The organism is Rikenella sp. (assembly GCF_056799795.1).
Genome location: NZ_JBQIQO010000015.1, coordinates 1 through 21,110 on the forward strand (window position 1 = coordinate 1; position 21,110 = coordinate 21,110).

A 21,110-nucleotide genomic window follows, 5' to 3' on the forward strand; every position below is an offset into this window, starting at 1 on the left:
TTTTCGTGGGTGAGCAAGTTTTTTCGCGCGCCTGCGCGATTCATTCTATTTCGGCTCACCGCCGAAATAGCTGAATCGCTTCTTTAGGCGGCGGCGCGCGGCTTTGGCTACAAGAGGGTACTGGCCTCGGGCCGCGCGGGCCCCACGTCCCGTGGACGGGAAATGCTGACGCATTTCCACTGCCAGCCTCTACCTCCGTTCTCTGTCCGCGCGCTGGCGGAAATCTTATTCAAACGCGAAACACGCGTTTGAATGATTTCCTTATCCAGCAGTCGCGCGCGGTTGAGCTTTGTCCCGCCTGAAACTGCCCTGCGCGGGCGGCGTCCGGGTGACCCCGGCGGGACAGAGCGATACGTAGTATCGCTTAATCAACTTAAAACTCTTCGTTTGCGCAAGGCGCGGGTCGAGCTCTGTGCCGGACAGAACTGTTCTCTTTGTTCACAAAGAGAACCAGAAAACCGACGCAGCAACCGAGTGCCATCAAACTTGTTTGAATGGCCGAGGTGCCAGGAGGAAGGCGAAGCCAAACTTTCGACGGATGCTAACGCATCCTCCAGCTGCCGACGGCCCAAATCTCTGTCCGCGCGCTGGCGGGGCGTGCCGCACGCGGAATGGGCCGCCTCGGCCCAGCTTCCTATTCGCATCTCATTGGAAAATCGGCTCAAGTGTCAGGATTTGTTGGGCTGTTCGTGATGTATTTGACGTAAATTAATATAATTATCTGTTTTTTTTTTTTTTGTCTCGGATAAAAGAAAAATAAGGATATTGTTTGTATTTGCTGTGTCAATCCTTGTGAAAACAGACTTGCTGATTCATCATATTATGGGTAATTTTCTGCAACTGAAGTCTTTCTGGAACTTCCTGAAACGAAACAAACTCTTTACCGTCATCAACATCTTCGGATTTGCCGTATCGCTTACGTTCGTCGTGCTCATCGGGCTATACGTGCAGGACGAAGTCGCCGTCAATCGCTCGCAGGTCAATCGGGATCGCATCTACCGGATCGTCGGCTCCTCGCAGACGAATTTCGCTCCGCCGACCGCGCCGGATCTGGCCAATCGGTATCCCGAAATCGAACGGTATACCTTGACTTACAATAAATATGGGTGGGAAGTGTCGGTCGAATCCGAGAACGGTGCCGAGCCGGTGCGGTATATCGGGAATGCGTTGATGACCGACTCCTCGTTTTTCCGGATCTTCTCGTTCCCGTTCGTCGAGGGGACGCCCGAACAGGCTTTGCTGACGAAAGGCGAAACGGTGCTTACCGAGTCCTATGCCCGCAAACTTTTCGGCAACCAACCGGCCTTGGGAAAGACGATTCGTGTAGACGGATTCGGCGAGCTGGTGGTCAGCGGCGTGGTGACCGACTTCGACAAGGAGACCCATTTTGCCAACCCCGATTTCCTGCTCTGGCTCGATAATATAAGTTCGGCATGGGGAATGAATATGATGGAGCATAGCGGATGGTGTGCCGTGGAAATTTATTTTATGGCCCATCGGCAAGCCGATCTGCCGGCCAAGGCGGCCGACCTGGACGAATACGTGCATTCCAATGACATGTATTGGCTTTTCCGTCACGATTCGACCAACCATGCCTCGTTCGAACCGTTGGAAGAGGTCTATTTCAGTTCGAGGCGATCATTCGAAGAGAATCGCTCCAATGACGCCCGCTTCCTGACCGTCCTGGGGGCGACGGCGCTGCTGATTCTGGCCTTCGCCATCATCAACTACATCAACCTGTCGGTGGCCCAGAGCGGATTCCGGGCTCAGGAGGCGGCCACACGACGTCTCCTGGGCGGTTCGCGAGGAAGCCTCTTCGCCGGGTTCATCCTCGAATCGCTGATTATCTGCTTCGTTCCGTTCTGTCTCGGGCTGCTGCTGGTACAGGCGATCGTGCCGTGGTTCCGCGAGGTGATGGAGTGCGACACCTCCCTCGCGGATAGTTTCACGGCGGGCAATGTGGCGCTGGCATTGGGCGGGGTTGTGGTGATCGGCGTCATCTCGGGGCTCGTGCCGGCTTATGTGCTGACGCGCTTCAAACCGATCGACGTCGTGAGGGGAACTTTCCGGCGGCAGACCAAAATGGTATACAGCAAGATTCTGATCGCGTTCCAGTACTGCATTACGATTGCTTTGATCGGCTGTACGATTACGGTGATCCGGCAGACGAACTTCATGATGAAGACCGACCTGGGATATCGGCACGATTATCTGCTGACGTGCGACAATATGACGGAGAATGCGGCGGAACGGGCGGCGGTGCGGAGCCAGCTGATGGCGATCCCGGGGGTCGAACAGGTGGCTTTCGTGGCCGGTACGCCGGCTGACGGCGGGAACAATAACTCGGCCCGGGACAAGGAGGGGCGACAGCACAGTTTTCAGATGTTTGTCGGCGATTCGACCTACATGGAGATGATGGGTTTCGAGGTGCTGCATCGGACGGGGGTTGTGAGCGATTGGGGGGTATGGATCAACGAGACGGCGTGGAAACGGCTGGAACTGCCGGACGATGCCACGGAGTGTTTCGATCCGGGGCAATGGGATACGCCGGCGCCGCTGTTGGGGATGGTGCGGGATTTCCACACGACGGACTTGGGTAAGCCGATCGGCGAGGCGATGATCCGCCAGCTGCCGGAGGATCAGTTTTACCCGTGGAGTATCCTGATCCGGGTGTCGCCGGCCGATCCGTTCGGGGCGATGAACCGGGTGCGGGATTGGTACAACGGCTACAAGGGCGGTCAGCTCTTCATGGGGTCGTTCCTCGACGACCAGATCCAGCGGCAGTACGAGTCGCAGGAGCGGACGGCGCAGATTCTCACCTACTTGTCGTTCGTGGCGATCGTGATTTCGGCGTTGGGGATGCTGGCTATGGCGACTTACTTTATGCGTCAGCGGGCGCAGGAGGTGGCGATTCGGAAGGTGTTCGGGGCGACGAACGGGCAGGTGCTGACGCGGTTGATGACGAGTTTCCTGCGGTTGGTGGTGGTTGCGTTCGTGCTGGCGGTGCCGGTGATCTGGTACGTGATGAGTGAGTGGCTGTCGGGATACGCTTATCGGATACCGCTGTCGTGGACGATTTTCGCGCTGTCGGGATTGGCGGCGTTCGCGATCGCGTTCTTCACGGTGCTGTGGCAGTCGCTGAAGGCGACGCGGGCCAACCCGGTCGTGGCGATCCGTGACTGATGCGAGTTGTTGTGATTCCGGTCAGGAAGAGTCTGCTTGGGCTGCTCCAGTCCATTGCCCACCGCGGGCACGCGGGGCCCGGCCGGCCTGAGGCCAGTTCCCTCTCATCGGACAAGTCGCCCGTCTGCTTAAGAGGGCATATTCTGCCGATTGGCGGTGAGCCAATTCGGCAAGAATTGCCGCGGGCGACATTTGCAGAACTTGCCGCGCGCCTTGGGAAATCTTGTCAAAACGTGCCAGCACATTTTGACGATTTCCCTCTTAAGGCGTGGCGCGCGGTCTAAGCACTGTTGTCCCGGCTGGTACTGTTCTTTTTGGCTTCGCGTTGCCTTCGGCTTCCTCGTGCTACCTCGGCATAGCCCGTAAACGGTCTCTGCTTTCGGAACGCTACTCGGTTCCTTCTCGCCGCTTGGCAATTTGCAAACTGTGTTTGCATTGCTCTCGCTGGCAGCGTCGGTTGTGAACAAAAAGAACCAAAAAAACTTCAGACGGATGCTGACGCATCCTCCCGCTGCCGGCGGCCCAAATCTCGGTTGGTTCGTTGGGCTGTGGTTTTCCGGCGCAGCGCGCTAAATAATTGGGCATAATACCCTAAGCGCGTCGCCGAAAACCCAGCCCGACAGACTCACGAAGACTGAGGACTGCGGAGCCTAAGGAGTAGCGTAGCTATCATGAAAGTTCTTTGGGTACCTTTCTTTCAAGAAAGGTACGGTTCCGTCCGGCTCAAACCCAATGAATAAACAGGTTACCGTCGGCAGAGCGGACGAAAGTCGCAGAACTCGCACGTGCGGTGATGCTCCGTTTGAGTGAACGGCACCGAAGCATCGAACAGCGAGGCGAAAATCCCTTCTAACCCTTGTAAAAGTTTTTGTCGGAGCTCCTCGTCCAACGCCTCGACCTCGACCGGCGCGCCCGCCTCGTCCTTGCAGACCGGAATCGGCGAGAAATCGACCGTCCCCATCCGCCGCGCCACGTAGAGCTCCGTCTGTACCCGTGCCGCCGGTCGCATCCCATTCAGAATCAGCCCATAGAGCAACGTCTGCAACACCGCCCCGTTGTGCGCCTCGTAGCGCAGCTCGCCCGTGCGTGTGTTCACCGCCTCGTTCGAGAAGAGGCTCTCCGGCGACGGAAACTCAGGCGTATCCCCCCCGCTTTTGTAGTCCACGATCCGCAGCGCGCCGCTCGCCATCCGGTCGATCCGGTCTGCCACCCCCGCCAGCACCACCTCCCGGTCGCCGAAGCGAAACGCATGCTTCAGCCGTTGTTCCAACGCCACCACCGTGAACGGTTCCGCCTGCGGTCGCGCATCGTAGCGCAGGATGTGTTCCGCGTACCGCGCCACCGTGTCGCGATGCAACTGCATCCGTCCGCTGAGGGTCACCTCCCGTCCCCGAGCTCCCATCACCTCCGCCATCGCCGCTTCCGTGACCCGTATCACCCCCTCCCGATCGAACTCCGCCACTGCCCGTGCCGCATCCGGCCGCTTCAGGAGCGGCGTGTAGAGCGCCTCCAGCGCCCGGTGCAGCGTATTCCCCACGTCTAAATGCGAGGCCTCCTCCTCCAGCTCCTCCGGCGTTTCGAGCCGTTCGATGTCCGCGAAGTAGAACTTCAACGGGCAGTCGATGTAGCGGTTGAGCTTCGACGGGTAGAACGCCATCGTCTCCAGCCGTTGCAGCACCTCCGGCGACTTTTCGACCCGGATCGCTTCCACCGGCCGGTAGTCGATCCGCAGGTTGACGTTCGACCGCTCCACCCGGTGCGGCGACTCGTACTCCAGCTGGTAGATATAGCGGCTCTGCTCGCCCGTGCAGCGTTCGTCGGCCGCCGAGCTGTACATCATCGTGAGCCGTCGGCACCGCGCGATCAGGCGGTAGAAGTAGTAGGCGTACATCGCCTCGTGATCCTGCGGCGTGGGGAGTCCGAAGGCCTGCCGCAGGTTGAACGGGATGTAGGAGCTCCCCTCGCGGTTCCCCGGGAAGGTGTCGTCCGTGAGCGAGAGCAGGATGACGTTGTCGAAGTCGAGGTTCCGCGTTTCGAGAATCCCCATGATCTGCAAACCGCTCAGCGGCTCCCCCTCGTACGGCACCCGGCTCTGGGCCAGCGACTGCCGCAGCAGCGAGTGGTAGATGCCCGCCGGCAGCTCGATGCCGCAGTCCCGTATCGTCGCCCCGAGCTTCGCCACGTGGTCGAGGATCGTGAAAATGAACTCTTTCCGTTCGCGCGCCTCCTCGGAGTCGGAATCCACAGCTCCGAAGCCCGAGAGAATATCCTCGATGTAAGCCTGCATCTCTTCGACGCCCGTCACCGGCCGGAAAATACGCTCCAGCAGGCCTTGACCGGCGAAAAAGGCCGGTTCGATCCAGATCGTCTGTCCCTCCCGAATCGTTTTCAGCGCCTCTCGCGCCGCGCGGCCGCACCGTTCGACGACGTACGGGTGGTTCAGTATGCCCGACACGTCGGTGTGCGAGAAGAGCCCCTCGCGCGCGTGCCGCTGGAGCGACAGGAGCCGTTCCAGCAGCAGATAAGGCACCGTGCCGGCCAGCGGATAGCCCATCGTGACGTTCAGGCTCGCGATCTCCGGCGGGATCGAGTGGAGCACGGGCAGCAGGAGGGCTTCGTCGGTGAGCACGATGGCGGTCTCCTTGTCCACGAACCCCTGCTCGTCGTGGATGCGCCGGAGCTCGCGGTACAAGGCTTTGCACTGCAAGACGTCCGACGGGGTCGAGATGGCTTCGATGCGTTTGGGCCGCACGAAGTTGTCGCGGTCGAAGTCCGGGGCGTCGTCGCCGAAGCGGGCCACGTCGCGGCGGATGAACCGACCGGCTTCCTGGCTCTCCGAGCGGTAGAAGTAGTTGTCGTAGTCCCAGTAGAATTGCCCGGCGCCGATCTCGCGGAGGTAGTCGAAGAGGCGTTTCTCGCAGTCGTTCAGGGCGTTGAAGCCGACGAAGCAGAAGGTCTTCCCGGCGAACCGTTCGTCGGTGACGGCTCCCGTCTCCGAGACCCGGAGACTGTCGGCCACGTCGCGGTAGATCATGCCGCTGTAGCCGATCCCCAGCTCGCGCAGCCGCGCCTTGTAGCGGGTGTAGATGTCGAACAGCGACCGCCAGATTTTCAGAAACTGCCGCTGTTCGTCGGACTGTACCGCCTGCCGGTCGAGCGAGCTCCAGAAGTTCCGCACGAGGGTCATGGCCTCGTCGTTCCCGGCGAAGAGGCCGCCGAAGCGGGCTTCGATGTCGTGCAGGTCGCTGATGTTGGCATACAGCGCGGCGGCGTCGATGCCGTATTTGTCGATGGTGTCGAAGTCGGCGAGGAGCATCTCGCCCCACCGGAAGAAGCGGTCGAAGGGTTCGTCGTGGTAGGCGCGATAGACGGGGTAGAGTTCGGCGACGAGTCGCAGCCGCTCGCCGATGGCGAGCGGCGAGAGGCTCCGGACGAGGTCGTCCATCGAGAGGTAGCGGGGCTGCCACATGGGCTGTCCGTCGCTCAGCGCGAGCAGGGCTTCGTTGAAGAAGAGCCGGGCGCGTTTGCCGGGAAAGACGATGTGCAGGTCGGAGATACCGCTGCCGTAGGCGGAGTAGAGGTGCCGGGCGACTTCGTCGAGGAATTTTTTCATAGTGGGGGGAGCCGGCTGAAAGAAAAGGGTCAGTTTTCGAACCAGTCGCCGCGGCACCGGAGCACCTGTTCGATCATGTCGCGCACGCAGCCGTATCCGCCTTTGAATCCGGATACGTAGTGCACGGCTCCTTTGACCGCTTCGGCGGCGTCTGCGGGTGCGGCCGAGATCCGGACGAGGCGCATCGGGTCGAGGTCGGGGTAGTCGTCGCCCATGTAGAGCATCTGGTCGAGCGGCACGCCGCACTGTGCTGAAAAGTCGCGCAGGGCTTCGATTTTGGTCTCCTGTCCGGTGTAGATGTGCCGGATGCCGAGCCCCTCCATCCGCCGTCGGAGCTGGTCGCCTTTGCCGCCGGAGATGATGGCGATGGGGTAGCCTTTTTTCAGGGCTTGCACCACGGCGAGTCCGTCGCGCATGTGGTATTCGCGGAGGAACTGGCCGTCGGGTGTCAGCAGGATGCGTCCGTCGGTGAAGACGCCGTCCACGTCGAAGGCGAAGGCGCGGATATGTGCGATTTCTTCTTTAAAGTTTTGCATAGGTCGAACGTTTTCGAGGTGTGTCCGGAGCGGGTAGCGGCTGCCCGTTGTTTGGGGGTTTTCGGGTAGAGGTTGCCAGTTTTTAGCCGCGGCGGCCATTAAAACACCCTGTGGGTGCGTTTATTCCGAGAGGCAACGCAACTGAAGACCGCTGGCCCGCCCCGCCGTGCTGCTGGGGCTGAGTTCCGTCACGCTGAAGCCCAAGTACATGCCACCGGTACCGCTGACCGTGGAAGACCAGCTGTAACCGTTGCCGCCGACGCTCACCGGCTCGCCCGAGTAAGCGTGGCGGTGGCCCGGTGCGGGGTACCAGGCGAGCGGGGTTCCCTCGCCCGAGGTGCTTACCTTGTAGAGACGACCGTTGGTGGCTTTGTAGTTCCCTGCGCCGTATTTTTCACCAGGAGCCCCATCCGAGTAGTACGGGAAGGTACCGGTCAAAGGCTGATCGAGGTCGGTCGCCCGCGTAAAGTCAGACCGGAACGAAAGCCTTATCTCAGTACCGGAACCCCGCCTGACGCTGCACGTTCGTGCTGCTCCGAAGCGGCACCAGCGTGAAACCCCACGTGTAATCCCGATTCGCCGGCAGCCGATACTGCGCGTAAGGCTGAGACCACCAGCTGTCGTCCCCCCCGAGCCCCATCATCCGGTAGTCGAGACACAACTCCACGAACTCCCGCGGCGTGATGTCGTCGATGTGCGTCTGTTTCGGCTTGATGTTCCGTCCCGCAGCCTCCGAATGGTCTTCGTCCGACCGGTAGTTGTTCCACTGGTACGGTTTGTCGCTCTCCTGACCGTCGAAATCTTCCACTGCGTTCCGCAAGGCGTTGAACTCCAGCAGCGAGTCCGCCTCCACCAGCAGCCCCTGGCCGCGCAGCCGCGTGAGCGCCAGCCACCGCGTGTCGGTGTGGTGTCCCGTCTCCTGAGGCCGCACGTAGTCGAAGTTCTCCAACGCCGCATTGCTGCGGTAGAGTCCCACGTTCGTGCCGTAGTTGCGATCCTGATAATTCTCCTCCGGCCCCCGTCCGAAGTATTGCAGCGTCGCCATATCCGCCGGCAGCCGCATCCGCATCCCCACGCGCGGCAGCTCGCTCTTCGACTGCGGATTGCCCTTGAACGCATACCCCACGTGCACCGCCCCCGTCGGATAGACCCGATAGGTCACCGTCAGGCCGCATCCCTCCGGCAGGTCGTACCGCACCGTCACCACAGCTGTATTCCCCTCGGACTCAGCCGCCACCGATGCAGCCGTCGGCTCCTGTGAAGCCCCTTTCCACACCTGCATCCGGCTCGGCATCCGGCTGCCGTAGTCGTTGTCGGTCGGCGCCCGCCAGAAGTTGGGTTGCAGGCCGAACCCGTCTTGCACGTATTCCACGCTCCCGACGCGATACGAGACGATCGTGCCGGTCGTTTTGTTGATCGTCAGACCGAAGCCCGAACCGACCACCTCGATTTCGTTCTGTCCCGCGTCGACGATCACCTGTCCCGGCGCCGAGTAGGTGCGTTTCGCCCCCCGCAGGTGGTCGAGGGCGAACTGTTCGGTCGCCACCACGTCGCCCGCCTTCAACGGCCCGTCCGCCGCCTTGAGGGCCACCGTGAAGTTCACGAAGTACTCCGTCCCCGGCTGCACCGCCAAGCCGTTCAACGGCACCGTCACGATCTTCTTTTCGCCCGGCGCGAGGTTCAGGTTGGTCAGCGTCCCCTGCCGCACCGTCCGCTCGTTGGCCGTCACGGTGTATTTGACCGTGTATTTCGACAGCGGCGTGAAGTCGTACCGGTTCTCCACCTCGAACTGCCCGGTCGCCAGATCCACCGGTCGGAACCAGACGTACTGGTACATCTTCTTCACCTCGGCGATCCCGGGATGCGGCGTCCGGTCGGGATTGACCAGCCCGTTGCAGAGGAAGTTCCCGTCCGACGGCCGGTCGGTGCCGAAGTCGCCTCCGTAGGCCCAATAGCTGTTGCCCGTAGCCGTATCCTCGACCAGCAGCCCCTGGTCGACCCAGTCCCAGATGAAGCCCCCCTGAAGGTTGGGCGAGCCGTAGATCGCCTCCCACATGTCCCGGAACCCGCCTGTCGAGTTCCCCATCGCATGGGCATACTCCGATGCGATGTACGGCCGGTCGGTCTCCGACCGCCCCCACTGGGCGAAGGTCGCCGCCGAGGGATACTGCGGGCAGAAGATGTCCGTGTTCCACTCTAAAATCGCCCGTTCGTACTGCACCGGACGAAGCGTGTCCATCCCCTTGAGCCACAGGTAGGTCTCGTAGAAGTTGTAGCCGTTCCCGGCCTCGTTCCCCAAGCTCCAGAACATCACGCTCGGGAAGTTCTTGGTCTGGTGGTACATGTTCTGCGTCCGATCCATGTGTTTCGTGAGCCACAGCGGATTATTGCCCAAGGTCTTTCCCTGCGCCAGGTCGTATCCCATCCCGTGCGACTCGATGTTGGCCTCGTTGCAGAGGTAGAAGCCGTACTCGTCGGCCAGCTCGTAGAACCGCCGCTGCTGCGGGTAGTGGCACAAACGTATCGCATTGATATTATTGGCCTTCATCAGCCGGAAGTCTTCGCGGATCGTCGCCTCGTCGAGCACGTGGCCGTTTTTCTCGTGGTGCTCGTGGTAGTTGACCCCCTTGATATAGACCGGCCGACCGTTCACATAGTATTTGTTCCCCTTGATCTCGCTGGTACGGAACCCGATCCGCGCGCTGGTATACTCCACGAATCGCCCGTTGTGCCGAATTTTCAACACGAGGTTATAGAGGTACGGATCCTCTGCGCTCCACCGGCGGACGTTCCGGAAGGCGTCGGCGTTGTTTCGCGCTGTCCGCCGGAACCGCACCGTGTCGCGTCCGTAGCCGTCGAGTTCGATCTCCTGATACGAGTAGTCGACCATCCGCCCCTGGGCGTCCTCCAGCTCGAACCAGACCTGTACCGGCCCCGACGGTCGGATGAAGTTGTTGACCATCGCCACATCCACGTTCAGTATCCCGTCGGTGTAGGTCGAGTCGAGGGTCGAGACGATGTAGAAGTCTTCGATGTGCGTCTTGGGCTGCGAGTAGATGTAGACGCCGCGTTCGATCCCGCTGAGCCGCCAGAAGTCCTGACACTCCAGATACGACCCCGTGCTCCAGCGGTAGATCTCCAGCGCGAGCACGTTGGTGCCTTCGCGCAGGTAGCGGTTGAGTTTGAACTCCGCGGCGTCCTTCGAGTCTTCGCTGTATCCGACCTTGTGGCCGTTGAGGTAGACGATCACGCCGGACTTGGCCCCGCCGATGTGCAGGTAGACGTCGCGGTCTTTCAGCACGAGCGGCGCCTCGAAGGTCGTCCGGTAGAGCCCCACTTCATTGGCCGCCGGCAGCTGCGGCGGGGTCGGTTTGTACGGCGCGAACTCGTAAGGCTGGTTGGTGTAGATCGCGTCTCCGTACCCATTGACCTCCCACGTGGCCGGCACGGCCAGCGTGTCCCAGCCCGAGGCGTCGAACTCCGGTTTGTAGAAGTCCGCGGGTCGCTCCCGGTGATCCGGCAGCCACTTGAACTGCCACGGCCGGTTGAGCGAGATGTAATGTTCCGAGGTGGTGTAGTCGTTCGCCGCGGCGAGGTCGCGGTTGTGGTAGGACATGAAGTATGCCCGCGGCGTCTCCCGCCCCACGTGTGCGATTTCGGGGTTCTGCCACTCCGGCACGGCAGCCGTGGCGGTCACGTTTTCGCGGTCGTTTTCGCCGAATTGCCACCGGGTCGGCGGCAGCTGGCCGTAAGCCGTGCCGAAAGTCGAAAGGCCGACCGCGGCCGACAGGATGAACAGTCGGATCTTCAAGGTCATATGTCTGGGTTCGTTGTGCATGGATAAAATACGAGGGGTTATCGACCGTTTCGGTAGCAGTAGTCGGTCGTGCAAGGCCGTGCGTCCCGCCGCACGTCAACGGCGCGGTCGCATCCGTAGCGGTGCATGCGGTATCCGCGTCGATTCGCCGGTTGTGCTTTTGCGGTACGGTTGTCGTATCGGCAATAGTCTTCGCGGCAGTCATAACCCGCCGGACAAGAAGCTCCCTGCCGAACGGCGCACGGTTCCCGCCAGTAGCAGCTGTCGGCCAGGGGACAGTATCTCTCCCGATTGTCAACTGCAGTCGCCCCCTGCCTCAGTGCGCAGCCGTAGTGGTAACAGGTATCCGCCGACCGCCGTGCCGTGTGCTGCCGTTGAGCGGCGGTCTGCCGCCAGCCGTTTCCGCCGCAGCAGCCGCGTCGGCCTTGTGCCTGAGCGGTCAGGGTGCCGGTCAGCAGGAGCAGTCCGGCGAGGGTGCCGATGGTCTTGATATTCGATTTCATATGATGATTTTTTCGGATTAGTCGTAGTAATTCGATCCGGCGTTGGGTGATTGTGCCCGTAGCAGCTGAAACCGGTCGTTTTATTTCTGCCGGAAGTAGATCTGCATCGGCACCCCGGTGAAATCCCACTCCCCCCGGATCCGGTTTTCGAGAAAACGCCGGTACGAATCCTTGACGTACTGCGGCAGGTTGACGAAAAAGGCGAATTGCGGCGTCGGTGTCGGCAGCATCATCGCGTACTTGATCCGGATGTACTTCCCCTTGATGCTCGGCGGTGGGGTCTGTTCAATGATCGGCAGGATGAATTCGTTGAGCACGGCCGTCGGAATGCGCCGTTTCCGGTTTTCGCACACCCGCAGCGCCGTCTTGAGGACGTCGAAGATCCGCTGTTTCTCGGTCACCGACGTGAAGACGATCGGCACGTCGTCGAACGGTGCCAGCCGCTGCCGGATCTGTTCCGTGTACTCCTTCATCGTGTTGGATTGCTTGTCCGGCACCGTGTCCCACTTGTTGACCGCGATGACGCACCCCTTGCGGTTCTTCACGATCAGGTGGAAGATGTTCATGTCCTGCGCGTCGACCCCCTGCGATGCGTCGAGCATCAGTACCGCCGTGTCGCAATCCTCGATGGCCCGGATCGTCCGCATCACCGAGTAGAACTCCAGGTCGTCCGTCACCTTCTGTTTTTTGCGCAGCCCCGCGGTGTCGACCAGGTGGAACTCCATTCCGTACTTATTATAATAGGTGTGGATCGCGTCCCGTGTCGTCCCGGCGATCGGGGTGACGATGTTCCGCTCTTCGCCCAGCAAGGCGTTGGTCAGCGACGATTTTCCGACGTTGGGCCGTCCGACGATGGCGATTTTCGGCACTTTCGTTTCCGCCTCGTCCGCTGCCGTTTCGGTGTCCGTTTCGGGCGGCAGCGAGGCCACGACGGCGTCGAGCAGCTCTCCCGTTCCCGATCCGGTCATCGAGCTGATGGTGATCGGATCGCCCAGTCCGAGGGAGTAGAATTCGTAGGCTTCGGTCTGCCGCATGGTGTTGTCCACCTTATTGACTGTCAGGTGCACCGGTTTGTCCTGTCGCCGGAGCATGTCGGCCATTCGCAGGTCGAGGTCGGTGATTCCCGTCTCGACGTCCACCATGAAGATCAGTTCGTCGGCCTCTTCGATCGCCAGTTTCACCTGCCGGCAGATGGCCTGTTCGAAAACGTCCTCCGAATTGACCGTGAAACCGCCGGTGTCGATGACGGTAAACTCGCGTCCGTTCCAGTCCGTGGTTCCGTAGTGTCGGTCTCGGGTGGTGCCTTCCGTGGCGTCGACAATGGCTTGCCGCATCCCCACGAGCCGGTTGAAGAGGGTGCTTTTCCCGACGTTGGGCCGTCCGACGATGGCTACGATATTTCCCATAACGCTTTTTCAGTTGTGATTATTCGGCCCGTGCGTAGCGGCTCGGGCAGGCATGTAGGCAAAGGTACGGAAAATTTCGTTATCGGCGAGGTGGATTGTAAGTCTCTGTATTTTAGGTGTATAGAAGTTTGTTATTAAAATTTTTTAAAAATTTACGAAAATAATTTTGTAATTCGAAATGGGTGTTTTACCTTTGTACCATCGATTTAGGGAGGTGGCAGTTTGGAAACAAATTGCTTCTTTTCATAAAAAGAGTTTGGGTTAGTAGCTTTCGGGGTGGTTCCCGGAAGCGGAAAGCAGGACAGGCCGTGACGGACTGTCCTGCTTTTGTTTTGTGCGCGCGTGGGGGCAGCGTCGTGAGTTCGCCCCGCCCCGGGCCACCGCTTGTTTGATCTGCTTCCAGGTGGTTTGTGGGCCATAGGCAATATGGGATGCGTTTGGGCTTCTTCGACCACGGGAGGCAATAGTAATTACTTAAGTTACAGCATGAACCATGCCAATGGTCGAGACGCGAACTGCCGCGCCTACGGTTTTCAGTTGCGTTGCCTCTCGGAATAAACGGGGGAGTGGTGCAATTATTTTGGGAATGACTCCTGCGGCTCGCAGAGCCGCGCGGGCCGGAGCCACCCCAGGCGTAGGCCTGCAACGTCGCAGAGCTCATTTCCGGCCACGCTGGCTCCGACCCTCAATCCCTAATTCACTACCTCCTTAGCAAAGCGAGCTGGACGCCCAGGAGTTACTTTCATGGGGTAGAGGCTGGCAGTAAAAGATGCTGTGCGTCCCTCCCGAGGGGAGGCGTCCGGCCCGCACTATCTTGCCAACTACAAGTTCTGCCTATTCGTCCTCGGCGCCTCCCTCGCGCCGCTAATGCGTCGCTCTTGCCAAGGACAGCGATTCCTCACGAATCGCGCTACTCGCTCTTAGACTATAGCAATTCGCCACCAGCGGGGACGCGATCGAACTTGCGAAAATGCAATTGCCTTAGCGGGTTGAAGCCTGCGGTGCCCACAGCAACGTGAGTTGCGGGCCTCCGCGGCCGGAGGCTTCGGCCCGCGCGACCCGTTGGGTCGTAAAAGCAATGCCCAAAGCACGGCCAAAAGTTCAGTCCAATTCTGTCGGGTTCGGCCTGTCGCCCCCCCGAGCGGCAAAGCCGCTGGGCGACGAGGCCGGCGACCTAAAGGTCTCACAAATACCGTCCAAAAGTTTAGCCCAACCCTCCGCCCATTCGTCCTCGGGCGCGCCCCCCGGCGCCCGCCTTCGGCGTTCGCTGCGCTCCGAGGACGGCGATTCCTCTGGAATCGCGCTATTCGCTCTTAGCCTATAGCAATTCGCCGCCAGCGGTGAGGGCAACGAGCTCCGACGAGTTGCAGTCCGCCGCATGGGGTGGCGGCGAACTGCGCGACCCTAAAGGGTCGCAAAAGCATGACCAACAGTTCAGCCCAAAGCTCGACCCAATTCTCGGCCCCGTATCCGCCTCACTGCGGCTCCGCTTTCGCTCCGCCGCTTTTTCGCGCGCCTTGCGCGATTCATCTATAATTCGGCTACCGCCGAAATAGTTGAATCGCTCCTTTAGGCGAGGCGCGCGGTTGCTTTGAATTAATAAAGGCCGCCCGCCGTGGCGCGAACGCGTCCGCCGGGCGGGCAGTGCGTTGACCTGCGGTCTCCCTCGCGCTTGCGCGGCATCGTCGACAAGCCGACGTGCTCTCGCTTCACTACTCGGGTCCGGCACTCGGAAGGGGCAGCCTCGGCCCAATTCCTCGCTCAGTTCTTTTTCCGCGCGCCTGGGGAAATCTTGTCAAAACACGCAAACGCATTTTGACGATTTCCCTCTTGAGGCGGCGGCGCGCGAGTCGAGCTTTAATCCGCCTCGAACTGTTCTTTTTGTGAACAAAAAGAACCAAAAAGACTTTCGACGGATGCTTGCGCATCCTCCAGCTGCCGACGGCCCAACTCTTTTTTTCAGGCGCGCAGCTGTCCGACAGGAGGGTACCGCCCTCGGGCCGGGCGGGCCCCACTTAGTAAGGCGGAAAGAACCCTAATAAAAGACCTAACGGGTAGCCTCAGCTCAATTTTGCCTGTGACCCCTTATCCGTTGTTCCGCGCGTCCACCCCCCATAAGAGCTTGTCGCGGAGCGTCTTGTAAAACGAGTTTCCCTCCGGCCGGATCACCCGCAACACCTGTTCTGCGCGAGACAGCGTGAAACCCGTGCCGTTCGCCACCCGTTGTTCCCGGTTGTCGATCGTTGCGATCGCCTCTCCGCCGTTCCGCGTCGTCACCCGCAATGTCACCACACTCGTATCCGGGACGACCAACGGTCTGATGTTCAGGTTGTGCGGCGCGATCGGCGAGAGTATCCAACACCGGCATCCCGGCGCCAAGATCGCCCCTCCCACGCTCATCGAATATGCCGTCGAGCCCGTCGATGTCGAGACGATCACCCCGTCGGCCCAGTAGGTCGCCACATTGCCGCCGTCGATGCCGATCTCGACCGAAATCATCGACATCCCCTCCTTCTGGATCGTGAACTCGTTGACCGCCCGTCCCGTCGCTCCGCCCCCCACCGCCAACAGGGTGCGTTCCTCGACGCTGTACCGACCCTCGCGTAGCTTGTCCATCGCCGGCCCGATCTCGTCGGCGGCCACGGCGGCCATAAAACCCAGCCGCCCGGAGTTGATCCCCAAAATCGGAATCTGACACGCTCCCATCTTGCGCACGGCGCTCAGAAACGTGCCGTCGCCGCCGAAACTCAAGGCCAGATCGTACCCGGCGGAACTCTCGGGGTTCAGTGCGTATGCAAAACCGCGCCGGTCGATTTCACGGACGACGGTGGATAAATCGGGGTTCTCTGCGCGAGCGTAAAGGGCTATTTTCATAACGCTGCCTCAAAATTTGTATCTTTGCACCTCTTTATTAACCGTTCGTTTACTGTGTCTACCCGCATGGAACTGTCGCTTTCTTGAAAGAAAGCGACGCAAAGAACTTTTGCAGAGGTCGTCCCACGGGGACGACCACGGGTTCTCTCCGCCTCGTTTGTTGGGCTGGGATTTTCAGGCGAGGCGCGCTAATATAGGGCATATTCCCAAGCGCGCCTGCCGAAAATCCAGCCCAACCTACCGGGCAGACACGGCCAGAGCATCCCGCAGGGATGCGCTCTGAAGTTTTTTTGGTTCTTTTTGTTCACAAAAAGAACAGTACCCTCAAGGGCAAGTACAGATAATCGAACGATTAAAAACAAAAGTAGGTAAAAAAATGACCAAGTTAAGCGTAAACATCAATAAGATCGCCACCCTGCGTAACTCCCGCGGCGGGAACACGCCCGACCTGCTCGAAGCCGCCCGGAACATCGAGCGGTTCGGCGCACAGGGGATCACCGTGCATCCCCGACCAGACGAGCGCCACATCCGGTACGCCGACGTGCGCGCCTTGAAACCCCTGCTCGCCACCGAGTTCAACATCGAGGGGTACCCCGGTGAACGATTTATCGAACTCGTCAACGAAGTACTCCCCGCACAGGTCACCCTCGTTCCGGACGGGCCCGATGCCATTACCTCCAATGCCGGGTGGGATACGCTGAAAAACAAAGGCTTATTGACAGAAATAACCCAAGGGTTCCAGCAGAACGGCATCCGCGTCTCCATTTTCGTGGATGCCGATCCCCGGATGGTCGAAGGCGCCGCGCAGATCGGCGCCGACCGCGTCGAGCTTTATACCGAAGCCTATGCCACCGGTTATCGCAACAACCGCGAAGCGGCCATCGCCCCGTTCGTGACCGCTGCCGAAGCCGCCGCAGCGTGCGGTTTGGGATTGAACGCCGGGCACGACCTCAGTTTGGAGAATCTTGAATACTTCGCCGACCGGATTCCGGGGCTGCTCGAAGTCTCGATCGGCCACGCCCTTATTTCTGAAGCCCTGTATCTCGGGCTCGAAAACACCGTCCGGCTCTACCGCCAGAAACTGCGTAACACCGAACGATAGCACCATGGAGGCGACGATTCGAAAAGCCCTGAGCGACCCCCTCTTCCGCCGCATCGGAGCCATCGCTGACCGGCGTGGAGTACAGGCCTATGCGATAGGTGGTTATGTGCGCGACACCTTCCTCCTGCGGCCCTGCACCGACATCGACATCGTCGTCGTGGGGGGAGGCACCGGCGGCGGGATCGCCGTTGCCGAAGAGCTGGGGCGCGAAGTGCGCAGCCGGGTCAATGTTTTCCGGAACTTCGGCACCGCCATGCTGCGCGTCGGCGAGTGGGAAGTCGAATTCGTCGGCGCCCGGCGCGAATCCTACCGCGCCGACTCGCGCAAACCCATCGTCGAGGACGGCACCATGGAAGACGACCAGCGGAGGCGCGACTTTACCATCAACGCCATGGCCTTCGGGCTGAACGGCGACAACTTCGGCGAGCTGGTCGATCCGTTCGGTGGGATGGAGGACATGGAGGCCCAGCTCATCCGGACGCCGCTCGATCCCGACACCACCTTCTCGGACGACCCCCTGCGGATGGTGCGCGCCATCCGGTTCGCCACCCAGCTCGACTTCCGGATCGAACCCGAAACCTTCGCCGCCATCCGGCGCAACCGCGAGCGGATCGACATCATCTCCCGCGAGCGGATCGCCACCGAAGTCGAGAAGATCATGCGCTCGCCTCGGCCGTCGAAAGGGTGGCGGCTCTTCGACGAGAGCGGCCTGCTGGAGCTGATCTTTCCGCAGCTCGCCCGGCTCAAAGGGGTGGAAACCGTGCGCGGGCGGGGGCACAAGGACAATTTTTTGCACACCCTGAAAGTTTTAGATAATATCGTCCCCCGAACCGACCACCTCTGGCTGCGGTGGGCCGCCCTGCTGCACGACATCGGGAAACCCCGCACCAAGGCTTGGGACGATCGGGCCGGGTGGACCTTCCACGGACACGAAGTGGTCGGTTCGAAGATGATTCCGGCCATCTTCCGCGAACAGAAACTGCCGATGGACGAGCGGATGAAATACGTCCAGAAGCTCGTTTTTCTCCACCTGCGGCCCATTATCCTGTCGGAAGACGAAGTGACCGACTCGGCCGTGCGGCGGCTGCTGTTCGAGGCCGGCGACGATATCGACGAGCTGATGACCCTTTGCGAAGCGGACATCACCTCGGGCAACGACGCCAAAGTGCGGCGCTACCTGGCCAATTTCGCCCTCGTGCGGCGCAAGCTCAAAGAGATCGAGGAGAAAGACCACATCCGGAACTTCCAGCCCCCGATTACCGGGGAGATCATTATGGAGACCTACGGCCTGCCGCCTTGCCGGGCCGTGGGGGTGATCAAGGAGGGGATCAAGAACGCCATCCTCGACGGCGAGATTCCCAACGAATACGAGGCGGCCTACGCCCTGATGGAGCGACTGGCCGCGGCCGAAGGGCTGGCGTCCTGTCGGCGGGACGAGCAATAAAAACAGTGTGTCATGATACTACCGATTTACCTTTACGGCACCCCGGTGCTGCGCGAGCAGGCTCGCGAGATCGACCCCGCGACCTATCCCGAGTTGCAGAAACTGATCGACGACATGTTCGAAACGATGCTCCAGGCCGATGGCGTGGGGCTGGCCGCTCCTCAGATCGGCCTACCGATCCGGCTCTTCTGCATCGACCTGACCCCCGTGGCGAACGAACTGCCCAAAGGGATGCCCCTGCGGCAGGTCTTTATCAACGCCGAGATCTATGAACGCGGCGGCGCGAACATCAAGATGAACGAGGGGTGTCTCAGTCTGCCTGGGTTGAACGAAGATGTGGTGCGTCCGTCGAACATCCGGATCCGCTACATCGACGAGCATCTCCAGCCGCGGGACGAAGCGTTCGACGGTTATCCGGCGCGCGTGATCCAGCACGAATACGACCATACGGACGGGATGGTCTTCACGGATCGGATCGCGCCGTTGCGCAAGAACCTGATTAAATCGAAGCTGGCGGCTTTCGTGAAGGGGAAATACCGGGCATCGTACCGCTGCAAGGCGGCGAAGTAGGGGATAGACGGGCGGCGGACGTCTATTTTATCGATTTACGGAGCGTTCCTGACGGAACGCTCCGTTTCTTTTTTTGGTGGGCGGTTGGAAAGTTGAGGCGCCCCGAGTCCCCCTCGCACACAAAAAAGTTCCTCCCGCCCTTGGCCTCGTTCAGAGGGAAGGACGGGAGGAACCCCATTCGCGTCGGACAACACAAACGTTGTGCCCGTTCGCGCCGGAGGAATGCCCGATGCCGCAAACGACCGGTCGAACCGTGCGCAACGTCCGGCGAAAGCTATGCCGTAATCTCGATACTGTCGCCCCCGTACACGTTCACGCCCAGATGCTGGGTAATGTACTTGATGGCGAGCTGCGCTTTCACCGAGTTGCCGGCGTCGTCGAGCGGCGGGGCGAAGGCGGCGATTCCAAACCCACCGGGCAGAACGCCCATGATGCCGCCTCCGACACCCGTCTTAGCCGGGATTCCGCTGGTATACATCCAATCGCCCGTGTGTTCGTAGAAGCCCACCGCGGCGATCAACGCCACGATCTTCGGGGCCAGAGCGGACGGAAAAACCTGCTGTTTCGTCACGGGGTTCATACCGTACGAAGCGATCGTACAACCTGCAACGGCCAGCTGGCGCGCCGTCACTCCCATCGAACACTGGCGCGTGTAGAGGTCCAGCGACATATCCGGATCGTCGTAGATCCGGTCGTAGTTCTTCAGCAGCCACGCGATCGACTTGTTGTTGAAGTTGGTGGCTGTTTCTGACTTGTAGAGCTCCTGCTGCAAAACCAGCGGGGAACCGCACAGATCGGTCATGTTATCCACGATGGCCTGCCACTTGGCGTCGGCATTGCCCACCGGTTTCACCAGGCTACAGGCCGAAATGGCTCCCGAATTGACCAACGGCGTACTCGGGTGGTCTTTTTCGAGCAGAATCGCCATGATGGAGTTGAACGGAAGCCCCGTCGCGTCGGCGCCGATCTTCGCGAGCAGCTCGTCGGCACCCGACTGGCGCAAAACCAGCACGGCGGTGTGCACTTTCGAGATGGATTCGATGCCGAAGACATAGTCCGTGTCGCCGGCTTCGATCAACTCGCCGTTCGGAAGACACAACGCGATCCCGAACAGGTCGGAGGGCACGTTGGCCAGATAGGGAATATAGTCGGCGTTCGCACCTCCGGTGGCGCTCTTCACCTGGTCGTAGGCCTCGGCTACCAAGGCCCGAAGTGATGAGGTCGAAATCGTCTTTTTCATAACCTGAAATTTTATCCGATCTGTTTTTCTATGCTCCATTCATTGCCCCGGCTCGAACTGTTCTTTTTGTGAACAAAAAGAACCAAAAAAACTTTCGACGGATGCTTCGCATCCTAAAGCTGCCGGCGGCCCGATTCTTGGACTCTTCTTTGGGCCGGGAGCAAACGGCGCGCATAGGGTTTAACTCGCATTAGCGCGCCGTTGCCCCGACCCAAAAGCAATCACGAAGAATGAGGCCTGCGGAGCCTAAGGCGTAGCGTAGCTTCATGGAAGTTCTTTGGGTACCTTTCTTTCAAGAAAGGTACGGTTCCATACAGGACAAAGAACGGAACACAGAAAAAACAGATCGGATAATTACATGTTATTTTTTACAGCTTTTGCACGCGCCTTTTTTCTTGGCATTTTCGCCCACCTCGTCCGCCTTTTCACCGACCTTGTGCGCCGCCGCCGAGACCGCCGTAGCAGCCGTAGCCACCCCCTTGTTCACCTTCTCCTTGACCGTTTCGGAGACCTGATCCGCCTTTTCTTTGACCGTTTCCTTCATATGTCCGGCCTTTTCCTTCGCCTGATCGGTTTTCTCCTTGACCGTTTCTTTGACCTGTTCGGCCTTTTCTTTCACAGCCTCTTTCATTTGGGCCGCTTTTTCTTTGACCGTTTCTTTGACCTGTCCGGCCTTGATCGACACAGCCGTAGCCGCATCCGAAGCCGCATCTTTTACCGCTTTTCCGGCGTCTTTCAGTTTGCTTTTTGCTCCAGCCAAAGCTACTTTGGCTGCTGCGTTGCTTGCATTTGTTTTCATAACAGATAAGTTTTTAAAAGGTT

14 protein-coding genes are annotated in these 21,110 nt (G+C 60.1%); 5 read left to right on the forward strand and 9 right to left on the reverse strand.

The genetic code is table 11. The annotated features are described in order from the left end of the window. Positions 1-792 precede the first annotated feature (792 nt). Positions 793-3,183 carry an ABC transporter permease gene (locus ACTO3O_RS05160; protein ID WP_297831218.1) on the forward strand — a complete coding sequence of 797 codons (2,391 nt, stop codon included), beginning with the start codon at positions 793-795 and terminating at the stop codon, positions 3,181-3,183. Between the two features lie 745 nt (positions 3,184-3,928). Here ACTO3O_RS05160 and ACTO3O_RS05165 read toward each other — a convergent pair. The 6 genes from ACTO3O_RS05165 to der all read right to left on the reverse strand — a co-directional run bounded on the left by ACTO3O_RS05165 (position 3,929) and on the right by der (position 13,058). After that, positions 3,929-6,796, reverse strand: a complete 2,868-nt coding sequence (locus ACTO3O_RS05165; RefSeq protein ID WP_297831215.1) for a PD-(D/E)XK nuclease family protein — start codon at positions 6,794-6,796, stop codon at positions 3,929-3,931. Positions 6,797-6,825: 29 nt separating this feature from the next. After that, positions 6,826-7,332: a KdsC family phosphatase gene (locus ACTO3O_RS05170; protein ID WP_297831211.1), complete on the reverse strand. Its 507-nt coding sequence runs from the start codon at positions 7,330-7,332 to the stop codon at positions 6,826-6,828. 120 nt (positions 7,333-7,452) lie between these two features. Next, a complete protein-coding gene (locus ACTO3O_RS05175; protein WP_297831208.1) occupies positions 7,453-7,770 on the reverse strand; it encodes a hypothetical protein in 318 nt (105 codons plus the stop codon). Positions 7,771-7,825: 55 nt separating this feature from the next. After that, positions 7,826-11,149 (reverse strand): glycoside hydrolase family 2 TIM barrel-domain containing protein, encoded by a 3,324-nt coding sequence (locus ACTO3O_RS05180; protein ID WP_297831205.1) that lies wholly within the window; start codon positions 11,147-11,149, stop codon positions 7,826-7,828. A 38-nt stretch (positions 11,150-11,187) separates the two neighbouring features. Continuing rightward, a complete protein-coding gene (locus ACTO3O_RS05185) occupies positions 11,188-11,652 on the reverse strand; it encodes a hypothetical protein (RefSeq protein WP_297831202.1) in 465 nt (154 codons plus the stop codon). 80 nt (positions 11,653-11,732) lie between these two features. Next, positions 11,733-13,058 (reverse strand): ribosome biogenesis GTPase Der, encoded by a 1,326-nt coding sequence (gene der, locus ACTO3O_RS05190; protein ID WP_297627753.1) that lies wholly within the window; start codon positions 13,056-13,058, stop codon positions 11,733-11,735. Between the two features lie 426 nt (positions 13,059-13,484). On the opposite strand from der, the gene ACTO3O_RS05195 reads away from it, so the two are divergent. Further along, complete coding sequence (locus tag ACTO3O_RS05195; RefSeq protein ID WP_294592519.1) at positions 13,485-13,616, forward strand: hypothetical protein; 132 nt, start codon at positions 13,485-13,487, stop codon at positions 13,614-13,616. Positions 13,617-15,143: 1,527 nt separating this feature from the next. Here the strand turns inward: ACTO3O_RS05195 and ACTO3O_RS05200 are convergent. Further along, positions 15,144-15,932: an NAD(+)/NADH kinase gene (locus tag ACTO3O_RS05200; RefSeq protein WP_297830352.1), complete on the reverse strand. Its 789-nt coding sequence runs from the start codon at positions 15,930-15,932 to the stop codon at positions 15,144-15,146. A gap of 376 nt (positions 15,933-16,308) precedes the next feature. Between ACTO3O_RS05200 and ACTO3O_RS05205 the strand changes: the two genes are divergently transcribed. Genes ACTO3O_RS05205 through def form a run of 3 tightly spaced genes read left to right on the forward strand, consistent with a single transcriptional unit; the run spans position 16,309 to position 19,048 of the window. Beyond that, positions 16,309-17,034: a pyridoxine 5'-phosphate synthase gene (locus tag ACTO3O_RS05205; RefSeq protein WP_297830354.1), complete on the forward strand. Its 726-nt coding sequence runs from the start codon at positions 16,309-16,311 to the stop codon at positions 17,032-17,034. A gap of 4 nt (positions 17,035-17,038) precedes the next feature. Then, positions 17,039-18,478 carry a CCA tRNA nucleotidyltransferase gene (locus ACTO3O_RS05210; protein WP_297830356.1) on the forward strand — a complete coding sequence of 480 codons (1,440 nt, stop codon included), beginning with the start codon at positions 17,039-17,041 and terminating at the stop codon, positions 18,476-18,478. 12 nt (positions 18,479-18,490) lie between these two features. Next, positions 18,491-19,048: a peptide deformylase gene (def, locus tag ACTO3O_RS05215; protein ID WP_294594156.1), complete on the forward strand. Its 558-nt coding sequence runs from the start codon at positions 18,491-18,493 to the stop codon at positions 19,046-19,048. 274 nt (positions 19,049-19,322) lie between these two features. On the opposite strand, the gene glsA is transcribed toward def, so the two are convergent. Together glsA and ACTO3O_RS05225 are read right to left on the reverse strand one after the other, a co-directional pair. Then, complete coding sequence (glsA, locus tag ACTO3O_RS05220; RefSeq protein WP_294594154.1) at positions 19,323-20,288, reverse strand: glutaminase A; 966 nt, start codon at positions 20,286-20,288, stop codon at positions 19,323-19,325. Positions 20,289-20,649: 361 nt separating this feature from the next. Next, positions 20,650-21,087, reverse strand: coding sequence for a YtxH domain-containing protein (locus tag ACTO3O_RS05225; protein ID WP_294594149.1), 438 nt, complete (start codon positions 21,085-21,087; stop codon positions 20,650-20,652). Positions 21,088-21,110: the final 23 nt, after the last annotated feature.